The 21,092-nt window shown below is 64.5% G+C and carries 17 protein-coding genes; 11 read left to right on the forward strand and 6 right to left on the reverse strand.

The window, feature by feature from the left end; translation table 11 throughout:
• Genes DXD77_RS04330 through cobK form a run of 9 tightly spaced genes read left to right on the forward strand, consistent with a single transcriptional unit; the run spans position 1 to position 7,915 of the window.
• Positions 1–543 carry a bifunctional adenosylcobinamide kinase/adenosylcobinamide-phosphate guanylyltransferase gene (locus DXD77_RS04330; protein WP_199407892.1) on the forward strand — a complete coding sequence of 181 codons (543 nt, stop codon included), beginning with the start codon at positions 1–3 and terminating at the stop codon, positions 541–543.
• Positions 540–1,307, forward strand: coding sequence for an adenosylcobinamide-GDP ribazoletransferase (locus DXD77_RS04335; protein WP_158548924.1), 768 nt, complete (start codon positions 540–542; stop codon positions 1,305–1,307). Before DXD77_RS04330 ends, DXD77_RS04335 begins: the two co-directional genes overlap by 4 nt.
• Positions 1,241–2,305, forward strand: coding sequence for a histidine phosphatase family protein (locus tag DXD77_RS04340; protein ID WP_233506736.1), 1,065 nt, complete (start codon positions 1,241–1,243; stop codon positions 2,303–2,305). Before DXD77_RS04335 ends, DXD77_RS04340 begins: the two co-directional genes overlap by 67 nt.
• Entirely contained in the window at positions 2,305–3,279 is a 975-nt protein-coding gene (cbiB, locus tag DXD77_RS04345) for an adenosylcobinamide-phosphate synthase CbiB (RefSeq protein ID WP_117564096.1), read from the forward strand. The genes DXD77_RS04340 and cbiB overlap by 1 nt, the downstream gene beginning before the upstream one ends.
• The gene (locus DXD77_RS04350) at positions 3,276–4,499 is read left to right on the forward strand and encodes a histidinol-phosphate transaminase (RefSeq protein ID WP_158548923.1); all 1,224 of its coding nucleotides are present in this window, start codon (positions 3,276–3,278) and stop codon (positions 4,497–4,499) included. Before cbiB ends, DXD77_RS04350 begins: the two co-directional genes overlap by 4 nt.
• Positions 4,492–5,991: a cobyric acid synthase gene (locus DXD77_RS04355; RefSeq protein ID WP_233506737.1), complete on the forward strand. Its 1,500-nt coding sequence runs from the start codon at positions 4,492–4,494 to the stop codon at positions 5,989–5,991. Before DXD77_RS04350 ends, DXD77_RS04355 begins: the two co-directional genes overlap by 8 nt.
• Entirely contained in the window at positions 5,988–6,503 is a 516-nt protein-coding gene (locus DXD77_RS04360; RefSeq protein WP_117647859.1) for a cob(I)yrinic acid a,c-diamide adenosyltransferase, read from the forward strand. The genes DXD77_RS04355 and DXD77_RS04360 overlap by 4 nt, the downstream gene beginning before the upstream one ends.
• Entirely contained in the window at positions 6,504–7,145 is a 642-nt protein-coding gene (locus DXD77_RS04365) for a precorrin-8X methylmutase (protein WP_117647861.1), read from the forward strand.
• Positions 7,142–7,915 (forward strand): precorrin-6A reductase, encoded by a 774-nt coding sequence (cobK, locus tag DXD77_RS04370; RefSeq protein ID WP_117564093.1) that lies wholly within the window; start codon positions 7,142–7,144, stop codon positions 7,913–7,915. Before DXD77_RS04365 ends, cobK begins: the two co-directional genes overlap by 4 nt.
• Before the next feature lie 192 nt (positions 7,916–8,107).
• Here the strand turns inward: cobK and DXD77_RS04375 are convergent, their stop codons facing one another.
• From DXD77_RS04375 to metK, 6 genes are all read right to left on the reverse strand, one after another.
• Entirely contained in the window at positions 8,108–9,322 is a 1,215-nt protein-coding gene (locus DXD77_RS04375; protein ID WP_117564092.1) for an ABC transporter permease, read from the reverse strand.
• The gene (locus DXD77_RS04380; protein ID WP_117564091.1) at positions 9,319–10,092 is read right to left on the reverse strand and encodes an ABC transporter ATP-binding protein; all 774 of its coding nucleotides are present in this window, start codon (positions 10,090–10,092) and stop codon (positions 9,319–9,321) included. The genes DXD77_RS04375 and DXD77_RS04380 overlap by 4 nt, the downstream gene beginning before the upstream one ends.
• The gene (locus DXD77_RS04385; RefSeq protein ID WP_117647863.1) at positions 10,092–11,504 is read right to left on the reverse strand and encodes an efflux RND transporter periplasmic adaptor subunit; all 1,413 of its coding nucleotides are present in this window, start codon (positions 11,502–11,504) and stop codon (positions 10,092–10,094) included. Before DXD77_RS04385 ends, DXD77_RS04380 begins: the two co-directional genes overlap by 1 nt.
• A gap of 132 nt (positions 11,505–11,636) precedes the next feature.
• Entirely contained in the window at positions 11,637–13,361 is a 1,725-nt protein-coding gene (locus tag DXD77_RS04390; RefSeq protein ID WP_117647865.1) for a L,D-transpeptidase, read from the reverse strand.
• Positions 13,362–13,501: 140 nt separating this feature from the next.
• The gene (gene sdaAA / locus DXD77_RS04395) at positions 13,502–15,109 is read right to left on the reverse strand and encodes an L-serine ammonia-lyase, iron-sulfur-dependent, subunit alpha (RefSeq protein WP_117647867.1); all 1,608 of its coding nucleotides are present in this window, start codon (positions 15,107–15,109) and stop codon (positions 13,502–13,504) included.
• A 311-nt stretch (positions 15,110–15,420) separates the two neighbouring features.
• Positions 15,421–16,701 carry a methionine adenosyltransferase gene (gene metK / locus DXD77_RS04400; protein WP_117647869.1) on the reverse strand — a complete coding sequence of 427 codons (1,281 nt, stop codon included), beginning with the start codon at positions 16,699–16,701 and terminating at the stop codon, positions 15,421–15,423.
• Positions 16,702–16,935: 234 nt separating this feature from the next.
• Here metK and gltX point away from each other — a divergent pair, with 234 nt between their 5' ends.
• Together gltX and priA are read left to right on the forward strand one after the other, a co-directional pair.
• On the forward strand, positions 16,936–18,411 hold the full coding sequence (gene gltX / locus DXD77_RS04405) for a glutamate--tRNA ligase (RefSeq protein ID WP_117647871.1): 1,476 nt from the start codon (positions 16,936–16,938) through the stop codon (positions 18,409–18,411).
• 210 nt (positions 18,412–18,621) lie between these two features.
• Positions 18,622–21,075, forward strand: a complete 2,454-nt coding sequence (gene priA / locus DXD77_RS04410; RefSeq protein WP_117647873.1) for a primosomal protein N' — start codon at positions 18,622–18,624, stop codon at positions 21,073–21,075.
• Positions 21,076–21,092 lie beyond the last annotated feature (17 nt).

Here is a 21,092-nt window from a genome sequence, read left to right on the forward strand (position 1 = left end):
GTGACGCTCGTCATCGGCGCCGCCGCGAGCGGCAAGAGCGCCTACGCCGAGTCCCTGTGCCTCGGGCACGACGGCCCTCGCGTGTACCTGGCAACGATGGAGCCCTTCGGGGAAGATGGCGCCCGCCGCATCGCGCGCCATCGGGCGCTGCGCGAAGGCAAAGGGTTTTCCACCCTCGAGTGCTCGCGTGACGTGGGCGCCGCAGCGCCCGGGCTTCCGCGCGGCTGCACACTTCTTTTGGAGGACGTGGGCAACCTGGTTGCGAACGAGCTCTTCGCGGAAGGCGGCTTGTCCCCGCGTGACCCCGACGCTGCGGCGCGCGAGGTACTCGGAGGCATCGAACGGCTCGCTCAGGCCGCTGCGTATACGGTGGTGGTCACCGTCGACGTGTTCGCCGATGGGATGCGCTACGATGAAGGGACCGAGGCATGGAGGCGCGCGCTCGCGCGCGTGAACGCGGGCGTCGCGGCGCTGGCCGACCATGCAGTCGAAGTGGTATGCGGGATTCCCGTGTGGATGAAAGGCGAAGGACCTACAAGGTGAAGATAGCAGAGGCAATCGGCGCGGCGTTCGGAACGTTCTCGCGCATCCCCGTCCCGAAATCGGCCTGGACCGATTTCGGGTCAACCCATGCACTTGCCGCGTTTCCCCTGGTGGGCCTTGCGGAAGGCTTCCTCATGACGGCGTGGGGGCACGTGGCGAACCTGCTCGGCGTGCCCGCGACCATCGTCGCGGCCGTGCTCGCGGCGCTGCCTGTGGCGGTGACGGGAGGCATCCACCTAGACGGGCTCTGCGACACCTCCGATGCGCTTGCAAGTTGGGCCCCGCGCGAGCGAAAGCTCGAGATCATGCACGATCCGCGGGCGGGCGCCTTCGGGGTCATCGGTGTTGTTGTGTACCTTATTCTGCAGTTTTCCCTGTTCACCGTGCTGCCGCTTACGGCGGGGGCGTTCCTCGCGCTTCTGTGCTCGCTCGTGTTCTCCCGCGCGCTTTCGGGACTCGCCGTTGAATGCTGGCCTGCCGCGCGGGCGGACGGCATGGCCGCGGGGCTCTCGCCTGCGAAGAAGCGCGCGGCGATCGTCGTGCCGCTTTGCGCTTTCGCTGCGGCTTCGGCTGCAGGGATGGTCGCGTGCGCTCAGGCCGTCGGCGCCTTTATGGCGGTGGCGGGGCTTTTGGTGCTCGCGTGGTACCGCCATGTTGCCCTGTCCCGCTTCGGCGGGGTGACGGGGGATTTGGCCGGATGGTTTCTGCAATGGGCCGAGCTCGCGATGCTTGCCATGCTGGTGGTGGGGGGCATGCTCCTATGATGCTCGTGGTAGGTGGCGCGCATTCGGGGAAGAGGACCTTCGTACGCGAAAAACTCGGGTTCGCGGCGGACGATTTCGTCGACGCGGCGCAGCTTGCGGAGGGCGGCGTGCCCGCGGCTTTTGCCGGCCGCGTCGCATACCGTGCTGAGGAACTCGTACGCGCGCTCGACGCTGACCGGGCGCTCGAGCGGCTGATCGGCTTCGACGCAGTGATTCTGCCCTTGGTCGGCTCGGGGGTCGTCCCCATGAGTGCGGAAGACGCCCAATGGCGCGAGCGCGCGGGGCGCCTGGGATGCGCGCTCGCTGCGCGCGCCGACGTCGTCGTGCGCATGACGTGCGGGATTCCCCAGGTCATCAAAGGAAACCTTGCCGATGCACCTCGAGGGACGCAGGGCGCGGGTGCGCTTTTGGAAGTCGTCTTCGTGCGCCATGGTGCCACGGCGGGCACGGAAGACCATCGCTACAGCGGGGCGGGCACCGACGAGCCCCTGTCGAGTGCGGGCGAGCGCGCTTTGCGCGACCTCGCGTGCGATCGTGACGTGTTCCGTGTTATCACGAGCGGCATGGCCCGCACCGACCAGACGGCGCGCATCCTCTTCCCGAACGCGGAGCTTATGGCGTGCCCCGGTCTGCGCGAGATGGATTTCGGCGACTTCGAGGGGCGAAGCGCCGCCGAGCTTAAAGAGGATGCGCGCTATCGCGCCTGGGTAGACTCCTGGTGCGAGACGCGCTGCCCGCATGGCGAGGGCAAGAGCGATTTCACCCGCCGCGTCATCGCGGCGTTTCGGGAGGCGTGCAAATCGGAGCGCTCCCAGGGGAGTGGGCGCGCCGTCTTCGTCGTTCACGCGGGTACCGTGAAAGCGCTGCTCTCCGAGCTAGCTGTCCCGAAAATGGGATACTTCGACGTGCATACCGAGCCGGGCGGCGCATGGGCCGCCACTTGGGATGGGCGCTGCCTTCGCGACGTTCGCCCCGCTTGGGGGGGCGATGCCCGGTGATGACGATTCTTGCCGTCGCCGCCGGGTTCGCGGCCGACCTTGCCTTCGGCGACCCGCGCTGGCTTCCCCATCCCGTCGTCGCCATGGGGCGCGCGATCACGTGGGCCGAAGGCCGCCTGCGGGGCGCATTCCCGCAAACGTCCGCGGGCACGCGCGCCGCAGGGCTTGTGCTCGCCGTGGCGCTTCCGCTTGCGTGTGGGCTTTTGACCTGGGGAATCCTGCATCTTTGCGGCATGGTTCACTCCGGCTTGCGCTTCGTGGCCGAGGCATGGGCGAGCTATCAGATTCTCGCGGCATGCGAGCTGCGCCGCCAGAGCCTGGCCGTTGCCCGCGCGTTCTCGAAGGGCGGCCTTGTCGCGGCGCGCGAAGCCGTCGGGCTCATCGTGGGACGTGACGCGTCTGTTCTCGACGAGCAGGGCGTCGCGCGCGCCGCCGTGGAAACGGTGGCGGAGAACGCGAGCGACGGTGTCATTGCGCCGCTTTTCTACCTTATGATCGGGGGTGCGCCCTTGGGCATGGCGTACAAGGCGGTGAACACGCTCGACAGCATGGTGGGCTACAAAAACGAGCGCTACATCGACTTCGGCTGCGCCTCGGCGCGCCTCGACGATGCGGTGAATTGGATCCCCTCGCGCTTATCGGCCCTGCTCATGATCGCCGTGTGCCCGATCGTCGGGCTCGACGCGCGCGGGGCGGCGCGCATCTGGCGCCGCGACAGGCGTCGCCATGCGAGCCCGAACGCGGCGCAGACCGAGTCAGCGTGCGCGGGCGCGCTCGGGCTGCGCCTGGCAGGACCCGCGGTGTATTTCGGCAAGCTTGTTGAGAAACCGACGATAGGCGACGCGTCCCGCGAAATCGAGTGGGGCGACATCGCCCGGGCGACAAGGCTCATGCTCGCCGCGTCCGTATGCGCGCTCGTCGTCTTCGGCGCCGCGCGCGCGGCGGTCGTGCTCGCCGTGGGGGCGATGGCATGAGGAAAGACCACGCCGCGCCCCGGGCTGCCGGGGGAATCCTGCGCGCCCGCACGCATGGGGGCAGCGCGCAATCGCTCGGCATCGCTTGCGAAGGGGGTGCCTCCGACCTCATTGACTTCTCGGTGAACGTGAATCCGGCAGGCCCCTCGCCGCGCGCCGTCGCCGCAGCTTGCAAGGCGCTTTCTCGAATCGACGCCTACCCCGATAGGGAAAGCCTCGCCCTCGTTCGCGCCCTAGCGCGCGACCAGGGCATTCCCGAAGATACTATCGTCTGCGGCGCGGGCGCGTCCGACATCATCTGGCGGCTCGCCGCGGCGGTGCGCCCGAAACGCATCGTCGTGTGCGCGCCGACGTTCTCTGAATATGCGGAGGCGGCATCGTACTACGGCGCATGCGTGCAGGAGTTCCCGCTCTCCGAAGCGGACGACTTCGACGTGCCCGCCTCCTTCGCCCGCGCGATCGAGGGGCCGGGAGACGTGGCGTACCTCTGCAATCCGAACAACCCGACGGGGCGCCTCGTCGACCCCCGTGTGATCGATGCCGCGGCTTGCCGCTGCGAGCAGGTGGGCGCGCTGCTCGTCGTGGACGAGTGCTTCCTCGGATTTGCGCCCGACGCCCGCGAAAGGAGCGTGGCCGCACGCGCCGCGTGTTCGCGCCATGTGGCCGTGCTCTCCGCGTTCACCAAGCTCTACGGAATGGCGGGGTTGCGGTTGGGATATCTGATCAGCGGAAACGCCCAACTCATCGAGGGGATTCGCCGGGCGGGGCAGGCGTGGCCCGTCTCTTCGGTCGCCGAGGCCGCGGGTATCGCCGCCCTGGAAGACGTCGAATACGTCTCGCGCACGCGCGATGTATTGGAGGGCGAGCGAGCGTGGCTTTCCCACGAGCTCTCCTCGCTCGGGCTTTCCGTCGTGCCGTCGGATGCGAACTTCCTTTTAGTCCGCACGCCGGCGAAAGACATCCCCGAGCGCCTGTATGATCAGGGGGTTTTGGTCCGCACGTGCGACTCGTTTTCGGCACTGTCCCGTTTCTGGTGCCGCGTCGCGGTGCGCACGCGCAAGGAGAACGCCCGGCTTGCGATGGCGTTCGGCCGTGCGCTTCGGGCGGAAGACGCATCGGGCGAAGGCGAACCCGACGAACGGGGCGGCGCTTCTTTCAGCGGCGCTATGGCGGGCGCGGATGGCCGAGGCTTGGCGAAGGAGGTCGATACCCGTGGGTAGGGCCAAGCCCATCATGATCCAGGGCACCATGTCGAACGCGGGGAAGAGCCTGCTCGCGGCGGGGCTGTGCCGCGTGCTTTCGCAGGACGGCCTGCGCGTGACTCCCTTCAAGAGCCAGAACATGGCACTCAACAGCGGCGTCACGGCCGACGGGCTCGAGATGGGGCGCGCCCAGATCATGCAGGCCGAGGCGTGCGGCATCGCGCCCGACGTGCGCATGAACCCCATCCTGCTCAAGCCCGAAAGCGGCCACCGAAGCCAGCTCATCGTGGCCGGCAAGGCGCAGGGAGCCTTCGCTGCGAGGGACTACTTCGCGCGAAAGAAGGCGCTCGTGCCGCAGATTTTGGAGGCGTTCGATTCGCTCGCGGAGGATAACGACGTCATCGTCATCGAGGGCGCCGGCAGCCCCGCCGAAATCAACCTTGCCGAAAACGACATCGTCAACATGGGGCTCGCGCGCGCCGTGTCCTCCCCCGTGCTGCTTGCGGGCGACATCGACCCGGGCGGGGTATTTGCCCAGCTCTACGGCACGGTCGCGCTCCTTGCGCCCGAGGACCGCGCGCTTTTGCGGGGGCTTGTGGTGAACAAGTTCCGCGGCGATGTGGAAATCCTGCGCCCGGGTTTGGCCCCGCTCGAGAAGATGTGCGGGGTTCCCGTCGTGGGGGTCGTGCCGTATCTTACGCTTGACCTGGACGACGAGGACTCGCTCGCGCCGCGCCTATCTGCCCGCGAGGCGCGCGGCGTCATCGACGTCGCCGTCGTGCGTCTTCCGCATCTGTCGAACTTCACCGACTTCGACCCGCTTTCGCGCGTGCCCGGCGTGGGCGTGCGCTACGTTTCCTCGACGAGCGATCTGGGCCGACCCGACCTGGTGGTTCTTCCCGGCTCGAAGACCACGCTCGACGACGCGCGCTGGCTTGCGGCTAGCGGCATCGGAGCCTGTGTACGCGCGCTTTCGGGCGCGGGCACACCGGTGCTCGGCATATGCGGAGGCTACCAGCTTTTGGGAGACGAGCTTTCCGACCCGCACGGCAGGGAAGGCGCTGGCACCGCGCGCGGGCTCGGGCTCATCCCTGCAAGTACGGTGTTCAAGGAGGAAAAGCGCCTCGCCCAGTCGGAGCTGCGCATCACGGGCGCCCAAGGCGCGTTCTCGGTGTGGAACGGCATGACGGCGCGCGGGTACGAGATTCACGACGGCGAAACGACCGTCTCCTGCGCCCCTGCGGGCACGATTGGCGGCAAACCAGAAGGCGCGGCCTGCGGAAACGTGTTCGGAACCTATCTCCACGGCCTGTTCGACGAACCGGGGTTGGCGCTCGCCCTCGCGCGCTCGCTCGCGCGCATGCGCGGCCTGCCCGAGAGCGTCGTGGGTGCTGCGGGCGCAGCGTCCGCAGCCGATCACCGTGCGCGCGAGTTCGACCGCCTGGCCGACGTCGTGCGCGGGGCGCTTGACATGGAGTATGTCTACCGCATTATCGAGGAGGGCGTATGATCCACGTGTATCATGGCGACGGCAAAGGCAAGACCACGGCGGCGATGGGCCTCGCCCTTCGCATGCTCGCCGCAGGCCGCCGCGTCGTCGTCGTCCAGTTCCTGAAAGACGGCGAAAGCGGGGAGGTGCGCCTGCTCGCCGAGCATTTTGGCGTGCCCGTGTTCGCGGGGAAGGCGTCGGACAAGTTTACCTGGTCGATGACGTCGGAAGAACTTGCCGCGACGTGCGAGCTGCACGATGGGAACCTCGCTTCCGCGCTCGCCGAGCTCGAGGGCGCGCAAGAGGGACTGCTCGTGCTCGACGAGGCGCTCGACGCGCTTTCGAAGGGGCTTGTCGACGAGGCACTCGTGGACCGCGCACTCGATATGTCCGCGCTCGGCGTCGAAGTAGTGCTCACCGGGCGCGCGCCTTCCCGCAAGATCGTGGAGAAGGCCGACTACATAACCGAGATGCGGTGCAAGAAACACCCCTACGAGCAGGGGATATGTGCAAGGGAAGGAGTGGAGTACTAGATGGATTCCAAGGAGATGGCGCCCGGCGACATCGAGCGGCGCAGCTTCGAGATCATCACCGAAGAGCTCGGCGGCCGCACGTTCCCGCCGCTCGAAGAGCCCGTCGTGAAGCGCGTCATCCACACCACTGCCGACTTCTCGTACGCCGATTCCCTCGTGTTCACCCATGACGCCGCGCACTGTGCGCTCGACGCACTGCGCGCAGGGGCCACGGTGCTCACCGACACGAACATGGCGCTCGCAGGCATAAGCAAGCCCGCGCTCGCGAAGCTCGGCTGCAAGGCCGTGTGCTTCATGGCCGACCCCGATGTCGCCGCGGCTGCGCGCGCCGCGGGCACGACTCGCGCCGTTGCGAGCATGGACAAAGCTTGCGGCATCGAGGGTCCGCTCATCGTGGCCGTCGGCAACGCTCCCACAGCACTTCTGCGCCTCGCCGAGCTCATGGACGCGGGGAAGATCGCGCCCGCGCTCGTCGTTGGGGTGCCGGTCGGGTTTGTGAACGTGGTCGAGGCGAAAGAGGAGCTACTCGCACGACGCGTGCCGGCCATCGTCGCGAGGGGTCGCAAGGGCGGCTCGACCGTGGCGGCTGCCATTATGAACGCGCTGCTCTACCAGATCACGCGCACAGGCGGCCCGAAGTGACGGCTCCCGCATCCGCGCCGGCGCTGCGCATCTTCGCCGGCACCACCGAGGGCCGCCTTCTGTGCGAATGGGCGAGCGGGGCGGGCATCCCCGCCCGTGCCTACGCGGCAACAGAGTACGGAGGCGAACTTTTGGGCGAGCTTCCGGGCATCGAGGTGCATGCGGGCAGGCTCGACGAGGCCGACATGGAGCGCGAGCTTTCCGGCGCGCGCATCGTCGTCGACGCCACGCACCCCTTCGCTACGCTCGCAAGCGGCAACATCCGGGCCGCTTCGCTCGCCGTGGGTGCACGATGCCTGCGCCTTGCGCGCCCGGTCGAGGCGCTGCCCAAAGGCGTCGTGTCGGTCGCGTCGATCGCCTGCGCGGCGCGCTTTCTCTCCGAGAACCCGGGTCGCGCTCTTCTCACGACGGGGAGCAAGGAGCTTGCTCCCTACACGCGCGTCGCCGATTTCGCGGAGCGCTTCTTCGTGCGCGTGCTCCCGCTGCCCGGTGCTATAACGAAGTGCATCGACGCGGGGTTTTCGCCGTCGCACGTCATCGGCATGCAGGGGCCCTTCACCCGCGAGCTCAACGAGGCGATGCTTCGGCAGGTGGGCGCCCAGTGGCTTGTGACCAAGGACTCGGGAACCGTAGGCGGCACGGCCGAGAAGCTCGCCGCAGCGCGCGCCGTGGGAGCGCGCTGTATCGTGGTCACCCGTCCCGCCGAGGGAGGCGGGGCCCTTTCGCTTCGGGAAGTGGAAGATGCGCTCTTTCGGGAGTTCGCGCGCTAGGCGCTCGCCGCGCCTGCGAGGAGGATCGCCTCGAGCAAGCTCGACCCGTACAAGCCCGTCATCCACCAATAGCTCGAGGACGCCCGGAACTGGCGCAAACAGCCCTTCAATAAGTTGCGGTGAAATAGTGTCTGTTTTTGCTGCTAGATAGCATACTCAGTCCCTAAATCACCGTAACTTGTCGGTGGTGGCTTACTGGTAGCGTAGGCACTCCACCGGGTCGAGCTTTGCCGCGCGTCGAGCGGGGTAGAAGCCAAAGATTACGCCGATGCCGACGGAGACGGCGAAGGCCAGCAGCACCGTGGCGATTGAAAAACTCGGTGTGATTTGCCCGCTGGCACCGAGCTCGCCAAGAATCCCGGGTCCGGAGGCAAACATCGCGAGGCCCCAGGCCAGCAGATAGCCTATCAGGACACCCAGCAGGCCACCGGTGACGCACAGCGCCGAGGACTCGGCCAAAAACTGCGCGGTGATATCGCGACGACTGGCGCCCAGAGCGCGACGGATGCCGATCTCGCGGATGCGCTCAGTCACGTTGGTGAGCATCATGTTCATAATGCCGATACCGCCGACAAGCAGCGAGATACTGGCGACAGCACCCATGATGAGCGAGAAGGCGCCCATAAAGGAATTGAGGGAGTCGATAGCGCTTTTCATGGAGGTCGCCGATACACTGTCGTACTCATCATCCTCCGCGATACCCTTCATCGCGCGCACCTTGGACTCGATGGTCTTGCAGAGCTCATCCATGTCCGTGCCCTCGGCGGCAAGTGCCGTCACGCTGGGGAATGAAGGATTCTCGTCGCCAAATAGGCCGGAGATGGTTTCGCGTGGCATATACAAAGTGAGCGAGCCCATGGAGTCGCTGCCGCCATCAATCACGCCTACAATCTGCACCTCGCCGTTGGACACTTTGATGGTTTTTCCCAGCGCATCCTGTTCGTTGCCGTAAAGCTGATCGGCGCCGCCGCGGCTGATGAGCGCCACGCGCGAGCCTGCCTTTGACTCGACATCGGTGTAGGTGCGCCCCGCAACGAGCTTACTGGCACCCACGGCGTCGAGCATGTCGCTATCGACACCCTGTGCCATGACGGTATAGCTTTTATCGCCGGTCTTGTACTCGGTATACGCGCTTTTGACAATTCCGATCTGTTCTATCTGCGGCACCAGTTTTTTAAGCTTCTGGACGTCAGAATCAGAGAGTTCTTGGGACGAATAGATCTGAACCATGCGAGCTGCGTTGAGGCCCAGGCTGTTGACCAAGCTGTTTTGGATGCCGCCGATGAGCGAAGTCATGGCAATGACCGAGGCGATGCCAATGACGATGCCAAGGATGGTGAGCAGGCTGCGCCCCTTGTTGGCCTCGAGCGAGTGAAGGGCTTCCTGGATAAGATCGCGGGCGCTCATGCCATCACTCCTTTCGGCGGGTTGGCGGAGGCGGAAATCATGGGCAGGCTATCTACGGCGCTGCGTAGGGTCCGCGGTGCATGCGGAATATACGCGCCGTCGTGAATGCGACCGTCGCGGATGGTCACGGCACGGTCGGCCTCGGCGGCGATGCCGGGGTCGTGTGTGATAAGCACGATGGTCTTGCCGCGTTTCTGGAGCTTGTGGAAGGTTTCCATGACGAGCGCCCCGGTTGTCGAGTCTAGATTTCCCGTTGGCTCGTCGGCCAAAATGATGGGCGGGTCGTTGACGAGGGCGCGCGCGATGGCGACGCGCTGCATCTGTCCGCCCGAGAGTTCCGATATTCGGTGGTCCCAATGGTCGACCGGCAGTGTGACGGCTTGCAGCGCGTGCACGGCGCGCATCTCGCGCTGGCTACGCGGCACATTGGTGTAGGACAGCGGCAGCATGACGTTTTCGATCACCGTCAGACGCGGCAGCAAGTTAAAACTCTGAAAGACAAAGCCGATGCTCAGCGCGCGCACCTCGGTGAGCTCATCATCGTCGAGCTCGGCGACGTTGAGCCCTTGCAGGAAATAATCACCCGCCGTCGGCTTGTCCAGGCAGCCCAGGATGTTCATGAGTGTCGACTTGCCCGAGCCCGAGGGGCCGGTGATGGCGACGAACTCACCGGGGTTCACCGCCAGGCTCACGTTGTGCAGGATGTGGGCGCAACCGGCCTCGCTTTCAAAGATGCGGTGCACGTTGCGGATGTCGATGACGGGACGCATTACTTGCCCTCGTCGGCAGGCATGTTGTCGCCGCCGTCTGCCGTCATGCCTGTGCCGGTATCCGTCACGATGGTGTCGCCGTCGCGTAACTTGGTAACCGGGACGTCTGGGTTGATCTCGTTGCCCTGGTCGTCGCGCTTGACCTGCGTCTTACCGACTACAGCCTCGTTGTCGTTTTGCGTCACGACGGTCACCTTCACGCGGCGCGTCTTCTTGCCTTCCGAATCGGTGGCCAGATTGACGTAATAGTGCTCGCCATCTTCGGTCATCAGCGCCATGGTCGGCACCATAACCACGTCGTCGAGCTTCTCGGTCACTACCGAGACCTCGGCAGTCATACCCGGCTTAAGGCGACTGTCGGGTGCTTCGATGAGGATGTCGACGTTAAAGGTCACGCTGCCGCCGCTACCGGAGCCGGAGTCAGAGTTTGCCACCGAGGCGATAGCCGTGACGGTGCCCTGACTCACGATATCGGGAAACGCGGGATAGGTCACGTTGGCGCTTTGGCCCACGGCAATTTTGGCGATATCCTTTTCGCCCACCTGAACCGTCACCTTCATCTTGGACAGGTCGGCGATTTGCATGCACTGCTTGCCGCCGCTCGTGTCGCCTTCGCCCATGATCGTGCCTCCGGTCACCGTGGCACCGACTTTGGCGTTGAGCTCGACGATGTTGCCCGAGCTGGGGGCCTTTACGGTGCGCTCGGCCGCCTTTGCAGTTGCCTGCTCCAGCGTTGCCTGGGCCGAGGCGAGGTTGCGCTGGGCGGTCGAGACGGCATTTGCGTTGGCGTTTGCGTCCGATGGGCCGGTCGATCCGTCACTGTCCGTTGTCGGTGCGGCCTGTGCGGCCGCGAGCGTCGCCTTTGCATTGTTCAGGTCTTCCTGGGCGGCCGCGACCGCGCGCTGCGCCTCGGAAACAGCGCTATCGAGCGCGTCGTTCTTAATGGTCATGAGCACGTCGCCCTCGTTGACGGATTGGCCTGCCTGCACGTTGATCGAATCGACCGTGCCGTCGACAGAAGGGGAGACCACTGAGGACGAAATGGGTTTGAGCTGGCCTTTCGCCTCGACCGTTGTGGTAAACGTGCCCTCGGTCACCATGTCGGTCACAGGCCCGCTAGCGCCCTGCGGCTGCGCATTGATAACCAGGGTTGCGACAATGGCAATGAGCGCGATGGCACCTACGACGCCGGCGGCAATACCGCGTCGAATCAGCTTTTTGCGTCGACGTTCGGCACGTTTTGCCTTGAGCTTGGCATACGCCTCTTCATCGGAAATCTCGGCCGTATCGTTCGTGCGTTCGCTCTGCTTGTCGGCATGTACGTTTTTAATCAGAGGAATCGTTTCGGTGGCACCTTCGGGCGTGTACTCGGCATCATCCGGGCCTGGGGTGATGGTGGGGACATTCGGCATAGCGTCTCCTTTATAGAAAGTTCCTCAATAAGTATATGCGCCCGTCGCGTAAGGCGGGCGCATATGGCGGATTCTTTCGGAACTGTTAGATTGGTCGCAGCGGCTCCACGTTGTAGGAATGCGCGCGTTGCACTACGAGTGGACAACCACGCACAGGCCGACTTTGATGCAGTCGTGAAGTGCCTTGGCGTCGGCCAGACGCAGGTTGATGCAACCGTGGCTGCCGCACCACTTGTACGACTCGGCGTTATCGAAGCTCTTGTCGTTTTGCCAGGTGGCATCGTGGAAGCCGATCATGTTGCCCTCAAACGGCATCCAGTAGCTAACTGGGCTTTCGTATTTGGGCTTGCCGGTCTCGGGGTCCTTGGCACCGATGAGTTTGCTGGCGCCATCGTTGCTGTTGATCTGCCATACGCCCTCGGGGGTGGCGTCTTCGCCCGGTTTGCCGGAAATAAAGTTGGCCTCCCACACAATATTGCCGCTCTCGTCGTAGTAGCGCGCGTGCTGCTCGGACAGATCGACATCGACGTATGCCTTCCAGTCAGGCTCTCCCTTTGCGGTAAAGGTGTCGGCCTTCTGGGAGTACTTGATATCGATTTCGCCGGTCTGCTTGTTGTTAATGGCGTCTTCGACCTGCTTGGCGAGCGAGGTACTGTCGATGGACCAACCAAAGTCGCCGCCTTCGACGGCGCACTGCTTGCCATCGGCGCGCGTCCACCAGCGAGTGGAGCCCACGGTATTAAAGCCGTTGGCAAGCTCGGCTGCCCAGCTGCTGATCTGCGACGTATCGAGCGTGGGGTTGGCCGGATCGGCAAAGCTGATCCACTGCAACACGGAGCTGCCATCAACCTTGCCGGCATCCTCGCCGTTGAGCTTGAGGGTCACGTTGACGCCCAAGAAGTTGTTGGCGGCATCGCATGCGGCCTGAATCTGATCATCGGTCAGCGTTCCATTGAGCGGCTCATAGGCATCGTTGCCGAGCTTGGAAAGATCTACGGTCTCGGCCAGCGAGGCAAGCTCGAGCTCGGCATACTTAATGACATGCTCGCGGTTGAGTTTTTCGTTGGAGCGCGCCTTCTCGACGGTAAACTTGCCGGCCTGCTCGTCATAGGAGCTATTGGCCTCGAACGCGCCCGAACGCCCCTCGTTAAACTCGTCGATGGCGGCGCCCAGATCCTTCTCAAACTGCTTTTGGTCAAAGGTGTCGGAGAGCATGGACAGGTCGACGTCTTGATCAAGATCGACTTCGTGGGAGCTAGCGGTTGTTTTGGTCTTGCCGCTTAAGGATTCTACAAGGCGAACCGGCCATACAATGGCTTCGTTGCGGCTGATAATCTCTTTTGCGGCAGCTTCGCCGTCGACAATGGGCTCATCGGACTCGGGCTGATAGGTCCAGCTAAAGTCATCGCCTGTCACGGTGAGCTTATAGTGCTTCCAAGCCGAGTTGACCTTGGTGGCGGCAGACGAAGCGTTGGAGAACGAGACATCGACGCCGGCGATAGTGGTGTTGGGGTAGGCTACCTGCGAAAACGCTACAACGCCTACGATATAGACAATGACGATAAGACCCAGAACGACAAAGAGCGTCGTCTTTTTGCCCGACTTATTGTTCTCGGCGGGTTTGCGTGCGGGGCCGCAATCGCCTCGAGCGTGCGTGGGGGGCTGCTTGGGCGCATTGCCATTTGCCTGGCGCTGCTGATGCTGCTTGTTCGGACGTTGGGAAACGTTTGCCGCACCTCGCTGCTGACCGCGGCTCGGCGCGATAGGACGCGGCGACTGAACGCCGCCGGTGTGCCTGCTCGGCTGCTGCGGATCGGGAATCAGTTGAGTTCGATCGTTTTGCGACATCGTATGCATATCCTTCGGATTTCGCCTTGCGGCTCATCGTGTTTTTACTGGGCTTGCATTATAGCGATTACCCAGTTGTTTGTGGTATGGAAACGGTGGCATTCAAAAGAGGTGGGACATTTGTCCCACCTTCGAGTCTTTCTTTGTCGCTATCCGCACACACCGCATTTTGCACAGGCCGAAAGTGCGGCCGGAGCCTGCGCGATGCCACCCTTTGCCGTCTCGCGCAGCGTGGCCGGCAACGCGTGGCCCATGGAGAGCATGACGTGCGCCATCTGGTCAAACGGCACCAGGCTCTTGATACCGGCAAGTGCAAGCTGCGCCGAGCTAAATGCCGCGGCCACGCCGATGGCATTGCGGTTTTGGCACGGCACCTCCACGAGGCCGCCCACCGGGTCGCAGACCAGGCCCAGCAGGTTGCTCAGGGCGATGGAGCTGGCGTCGAGTGCCTGCTCAGGCGTGCCTCCGAGCATCTGCACCAGCGCGGCGGCGGCCATGGCGGCCGCGCTTCCCACCTCGGCTTGGCATCCGCCCTCGGCGCCGGCGACGCAGGCGCTCGTGGTGAGGTTGAGGCCGATGGCGGCGGCGCAGTAGAGGGCGTCCATGACTTGCTCATCGTCCAGTTGCAGATGGTCGGCGAGCGCCAGCACGCAGCCGGGCACGACGCCTGCGGAGCCGGCCGTGGGGGCGGCGACGATCACTCCCATTGTGGCGGAGCGCTCAAGGACGGCCATGGCGCGGGCCACGGCATCGGTCTGGACGGCGCCCATCAGGCTTACGCTCAAGTCGTTGCGGCCGGTGGCATCAACGAGTCTGGCCTCGCCGCCGATAAGCCCGCCGAGCGAGCGCTGAGGATTGGCGATGGGGGCCGTGGTCTCCTCGCGCATGACGGCGAGCACGCGGCGCATGGCGGCGACGGCGTGGGCCTCGCCGGTCAGGCGCGCCTCGCGAACGGCCATGACGGCGCCGATGTTGAGGCCGAGTTCGGCGCAGGCGTCGAGCAACTGCGCACCATCGTCAAAGATTTCCTTGGCCGAAACGCCGGGGGAGAGCGACGAGGCCGAGCCCGGGAGCTCGATAAAGGTGGCGTAGTTTACATTGTCGAGCTTGCGCAGCATGGGGATGACGGTGTCGTCGGGGGCGCCATCGGTTTCAAAGACGGAGTATGCCTGGCCGCCCACCTCGGTGCGGTAGGTGCGGCAGAAAGCGATGTTCACATGGGCGTAGGCGAGCAGGTTCGTGAGCGCGGCGAGCACACCGGGGACGTCCTGGTGTGCCACGAAGAGCGTGGAATACATGCCCGAGATATCGACGCCGACGCCGTTGATGCGGCTGATGCGCATCTTGCCGCCGCCCAGGCTCTCACCGCGGACCTGGGCCGTGGCGCCCGTGTCGTCGACCATGTCGATGTCGACGGTGTTGGGGTGGATGGAGGCGTCGTCGCCCTTGATGTCAAAGTGATATTCGAGGCCCTGCTCGTGCGCGAGGTCGAAGGCCTGCTTGATGTTCTCGTCATCGGTGTCGAGGCCCAGGATGCCCGCGACGAGCGCACGATCGGTGCCGTGGCCGCGGTAGGTGTGGGCAAAGGAGTTCCACAGGCCAAAGGTGACCTTAGTGATGCGGCCTTCCAGCAGGCTGGCGGCAACTTGGGCGCAGCGCAGGGCGCCGGCGGTGTGCGATGAGCTGGGGCCGACCATGACGGGGCCCAAGATCTCGAATGCCGAGGTCGTAGCTAGTGTTTGTGGCTTGCCTGCCATATGCGCTCCTGTTCTATCCCGTCGTCCCGAGGGGCGGGGCATAAGGTCGCCTGCTCGGACAGTCCTGACTCGCACGGAGAGCACATTAAGTGCTCTCCGGCTCGTGCGGAACTCGCGATCGACCTTATGCCCCGCCCCTCGGGACTAAGGATACATGGTAGAGGCGCTCGTGCTGCAAAATTCATGAGCTGGTGACCTATTCTGCGTCCCAGGTCGGCTCATCTTCACCACCGGTTAATAAAAAAGAGGTACCGGTTGGTCCGGTACCTCTTTTGGTGCGTTTCGATTTGGCTGTAGCTTTTGCCGCTAGCTTACAGGCCGCAGGCTGCTTTGAGTTCTTCGACTCGGTCGGTCTTCTCCCAGGTGAAGTCGGCGTCTTCGCGGCCGAAGTGACCGTAGGCTGCCGTCTTTTCGTAGATGGGGCGGCGCAGGTCCAGGTCGCGAATGATTGCGCCCGGGCGCAGGTCGAAGGTCTTCTCTACGGCCTCAACGATCTTGTCCTCGGCGACCTTAGCGGTACCGAAGGTGTCGACCATGATTGAAAGGGGCTTGGAAACGCCGATGGCGTAGGCAAGCTCGACTTCGCAGCGGTCGGCCAGGCCGGCGGCGACCACGTTCTTGGCGACCCAGCGTGCGGCGTATGCGGCGGAGCGGTCAACCTTGGTGCAGTCCTTTCCGCTAAAGGCACCGCCGCCGTGACGGCCGTAGCCGCCGTAGGTGTCGACGATGATCTTGCGGCCGGTGAGGCCCGTGTCGCCCATGGGGCCGCCCACGACAAAGCGACCGGTGGGGTTCACGTAGATGTCCGCGTTGTCCCACGGCATGTTCTCGGCGGCCATGACCGGGGTGATGACGTGCTCGATGAGGTCGGCCTTGATCTTGCCCATGTCCTCGATCTCGGCGGCGTGCTGCGTGGAGATGACGATGGTCGTGACCTCGACGGGCTTGCCGTCTTCGTAGCGCACGGTGACCTGGGTCTTGCCGTCGGGACGCAGATAGGCGAGGGTGCCGTCGTGACGCACGGCGGCCAGGCGCTCGGCTAGGCGGCTTGCCAGGTAGTGTGGCATGGGCATGAGGGTCTTGGTCTCGTTGGAGGCATAACCGAACATCATGCCCTGGTCGCCGGCGCCGATCAGGTCGATCGGGTCGGTGGTAGCGCCGGTCTGGGTCTCGAAGGACTCGTCAACGCCCTGGGCGATATCGGGTGACTGTTCGTGGATGAGGCTCATAACGCCGCAGGTGTCGCAGTCAAAACCGAACTTGGCACGGTTGTAGCCAATGTGGCGGATAACACCGCGGGCGATTTCCTGTACGTCGACGTAGGCCTGGGTGCGAATCTCGCCGGCGACGATGACGGTGCCGGTGGTCACGAGGGTCTCGCAGGCGCAGCGGACGTTCTCCACGTTGGCAGGCACGCCGTTGGGGGCGATGTAACCCTGCTTCTGGAGCTCTATTTCTTTGGCGAGGATTGCGTCGAGGACGGCGTCGCTGATCTGGTCAGCGATCTTATCGGGATGACCTTCGGTCACCGACTCCGACGTAAAAACAAAGGACCCGTGTTGGGGCGGGATGGAACGAAGTTCTTCTGACATGATTGTCCTTTCAAAAACGTGTCCCGGCGACCGTTACCATTCCGCCGGGCTCTCTATGCAAGGGCACATCATAGCGCGTAAATCAAACATTCACACCCTTTCCGCACCTACTCATTTAAGTCTGTCCCCAATGAGTAGTCCCCAATGAGTAGGTCGGTGCCCTTTGTGCGGAGGTTGCTTTGATGCTTTATACTGGTGCGGTTAGACATCCATCCTGCAATCGAGGAGATTTCCATGGCATCAGACGTTCGCGTCCGCTTTGCACCCTCACCGACGGGCAAGCTGCACATCGGCGGCGCCCGCACCGCTATCTATAACTGGGCTTTCGCCCGTGCTAACGGCGGCACGTTCATCCTGCGCATCGACGACACCGACCCCACCCGCTCCACCGACGAGAACACGCAGATCATCCTGCGCGCCATGCGTTGGCTGGGCCTGGACTGGGACGAGGGTCCCGAGGTGGGCGGCGATTTTGGCCCCTACGCCCAGACTGAGCGCTTGGACCTGTACAAGCAGGCCGCCCAGAAGCTTTGGGACGAGGGCAAGGCCTATCCCTGCTTCTGCACCAAGGAGCAGCTCGACGCCGACCGCAAGGCCGCGCAGGAGCGCAAGGACCCCTTCCAGGGCTATCAGCGCCGTTGCCGCGATCTTGATCCCGAGGAGGCCCGCCGTCGCATCGAGGCCGGCGAGTCCTACGTCCTGCGTATTAAGGTGCCCGAGGACCGCGGCGACGTCGTCATCCACGACGCCGTCCACGGCGAGGTGACCTTCGACGCCAAGGAGCTCGACGACTTTGTCATCTTCCGCTCCGATGGCACGCCCACGTATAACTTCGCGACCGTCGTCGACGACGCCATGATGAAGATCACCCATGTCATCCGCGGCGACGACCACCTGTCCAACACCCCGCGTCAGGTCATGGTCTACGAGGCCCTCGGCGCTCCCGTGCCCACGTTCGCTCACATCTCCATGATCCTGGGCGCCGACGGCAAGAAGCTCTCCAAGCGCCACGGCGCCACCTCGGTGGAGGAGTACCGCGATGCCGGTTACCTGTCCGACGCCTTCGTCAACTATCTGGCGCTGCTCGGCTGGTCGCTCGACGGCGAGACTACGATCATCCCGCGCGAAGTCCTTGCCAGCAAGTTCTCGCTCGACCGCATCTCCAAGAACCCGGCTACCTTCGACCCCAAGAAGCTCGACTGGGTCAATGCCGAGTACATCAATGGTATGTCCGATGCTCAGTTTGCCGACGAGATCATGGTTCCCGAGCTGCACGAGGCGGGTCTCATCGAGGGTAATGTCGAGTACGGCGAGGATTGGATCGACGCGCTTGCCGCCATCGTCAAGCCGCGCACCAAGATGCCGGCCGACGCCGTGACCGTCGCCGCTCCCATCTTCGCTACGGCCGAGACGCTCGAGTATGACGAGAAGTCCGTCAACAAGGGCCTGGCCAAGGAGGGCATGGGTGCCATTCTGGATGCCGCCAAGGCCGCTCTCGAGGGCGTGAACGAGTGGACGGCTGCCAACATCGACGCCGCGCTTGAGCCGCTGCCCGAGCAGATGGACCTTAAGAAGCGCGTGGTGTTCCAGGCCGTGCGCGTCGCCGTCTGCGGCAACATGGTGAGCCCCCCGCTGGGCGAGACCATGGCGCTCGTCGGCCGCGACGACTGCCTGGCGCGTATCGACCGCGCCCGCACGATGGCGCTGTAGCAGCCGCGTAAACGCATGTATCCGAGCCCCGTTCACCCGAGCGGGGCTCTTGTTTCTGTACCGATGAGTGGGTTGCTGGGACAAAATAATCAGTAGTGTTTGTCCCATGTTCGAGTGACGCAACGAGCTCGACACTCGTATCGGCCATGGGACAAACTCTACTGATTATTTTGTCCCACCCCTTTCAGGTCCGTTCATTAGAGGTGGTGTATGGCTCAACAACTGTCGCTGTTTGGTTCGCCGGAACCGGAGGAGGTTCCAGCGGCGCCCGTGCCCGCCGCTGCACCGGCCAAGCCCGAGCATACACTTGACCCCATCGCCGCCTACGCGAGCGTGGTCCTCGACATTCCCACCCGTGCGCTGTCCGAACCGTTTGTTTACGGCATCCCTGAGCCCCTTGCCAACGATGCCCAGATCGGCTCCACCGTCCTAGTTCATTTTGGCAACCGTGCGGCCGCGGGCTACATCGTCGACATCGCGCCCGAGCTGGGCGACCTGCAAGGTAACGACGCTCTCGACCCCGCGCGCGTCAAGCCTATCGAGGCTATCCTCAGCAAGCCGCTCTTTACCGCCGAGGCCGCCCGTATCGCACGTTGGATGAGCCGCGAGTACGTCGCGACGCTTTCCGAGTGCCTGCGCCTGTTCTTGCCTCCGGGCGGCAGCCCGCGCGTGGTCAAGGGCGATGACGGCGCATGGTCGGTTGAGCGTCCCGCCGTCAAACCCATCCAAAACCGCTGGGTGATGCTTACGCCCGAAGGCTTTGACTACACGCCGCCCAAGACCGCGGTCCGCCAGCGCCAGCTCATTGAGGCGCTTCAGTGCGGCCCCGTTACGACGCGCGACCTCAACCTGCTTTACAACAGCATGTCGGCGACCATCAAGGCGCTCGAAAAACGTGGCGTCGTGGTGGTGGAAGAGCGCCGCGCCTGGCGTGGCTGCAGCGAGCAGACCACGCTGTCCTCGGCGAGTGGGAAGGCCCCGGTGGCACTCACCAACGGCCAGCAGCAGGCCCTCGCGCAGATTGAGCGCGCCCGCCTTGACGCCCACGGCGACGTGGTCCTTGTCGATGGCGTCACCGGTTCCGGCAAAACCGAGGTCTACCTCTCGGCGATTGAGCGCGTGCTGGCGGCCGGCCGTTCGGCCTGCGTGCTCGTACCCGAGATCTCGCTGACGGCCCAGACCGTCGGCCGCTTCCGCTCGCGCTTTGGCGAGACGGTCGCTGTGTTCCACTCGCGTCTTTCGGCCGGCGAGCGCCTGGACCAGTGGGATATGGTCGCCAGCGGTGCCGCGCGCGTGGTCGTGGGCGCCCGCTCGGCGCTCTTTTGCCCGCTCAGCGATCTGGGCCTCATTATTATCGACGAGGAGCACGAGACCAGCTACAAGCAGGGCTCCAGCCCGCGATACCATGCGCGCGAGGTGGCTGCCGAGATGGCGCGCCGCTATCGGTGTCCGCTCGTGCTGGGCTCCGCCACGCCCTCGGCTGAGACCCTCGACCGCTGCCGCCGCGGCACGTACAACGGAGCAACCTGGACGCGTGTCGAGATGCCCGAGCGCCCGGGACACGCCGTGTTGCCCACAGTCCGCATTGCCGACCTACGCCGCGAGTTCGCACACGGCAGCCGCTCCATGTTCTCAAAACCGCTGATGGAGGGCCTGGAGCGTGTAGTCGAGCGCCGCGAAAAGGCCGTGTTGCTGCACAACCGTCGCGGTTTTGCGCCGTTCCTTATGTGCCGCGAATGCGGCTGCGTGCCCACCTGCAACCACTGCTCCACCGCGCTCACGTACCACGAGCGCACGCACACGCTGCAATGCCACACCTGCGGATCGTCCTGGCGCGTGCAGCCCTATCCGGCCCCCACGAGCCGCTGTCCCAAATGCGGCAGCCGCTATCTGGCAAAAATGGGCCTGGGCACGCAGCAGATCGAGGATGCGCTGCACCAGATGCTGCCCGAGGATGTCGCCATTATTCGCATGGACGCCGATTCCACGCGCGGCAAGGACGCGCACAAAAAGCTGCTCGAGCAGTTCGATGCCGCCGATTGCGCGGTGCTGCTGGGTACCCAGATGATCGCCAAGGGCCTCGACTTTCCCGAGGTCACGCTTGTGGGCGTGGTCAATGCCGACTTTGCCCTCAAGCTGCCCGATTTTAGAGCGGGGGAGCGCGCCTACGATTTGCTGGAGCAGGTCGCGGGCCGTGCCGGACGCGGAGATCGCCCCGGTGAGGTTATCATCCAGACCTACCTGCCCGAGGACCCGGTCATTCGCGCCGTCGCTGAGCACGACCGCTCGATCTTTACCGACTACGATCTGGACCAGCGCCGCGACGCGCTGTACCCGCCGTTCGTGCGCCTGGCCAACATCTTGGTATGGTCGACGAACGCGGATGACGCGCGAGACTATATCGGGCGCATCGCGAAACTCCTTAAGCGTCGCTGGCATGCCGCCGCGCCTGACTTTTTGCGGGCGGGGAGCGCCGTGCCGCAGGTGCTTGGTCCGGCTTCGTGTGTAATCGAGAGAGCCAAGGACCGTTATCGCTTCCACCTGCTTGTGAAGTCGCCCGTGGGGTACCATGTCTCTGATGATATCGACGCCTGCCTCATAGAGGTGGGCTCCGTGCGCGGCGTGAGCGTGAGCGTTGACGTCGACGCCTATGATTTGATGTAACAACCCGAAAGGATGGC

Source organism: Collinsella sp. TM09-10AT (assembly GCF_003436275.1).
GTDB lineage: Bacteria > Actinomycetota > Coriobacteriia > Coriobacteriales > Coriobacteriaceae > Collinsella.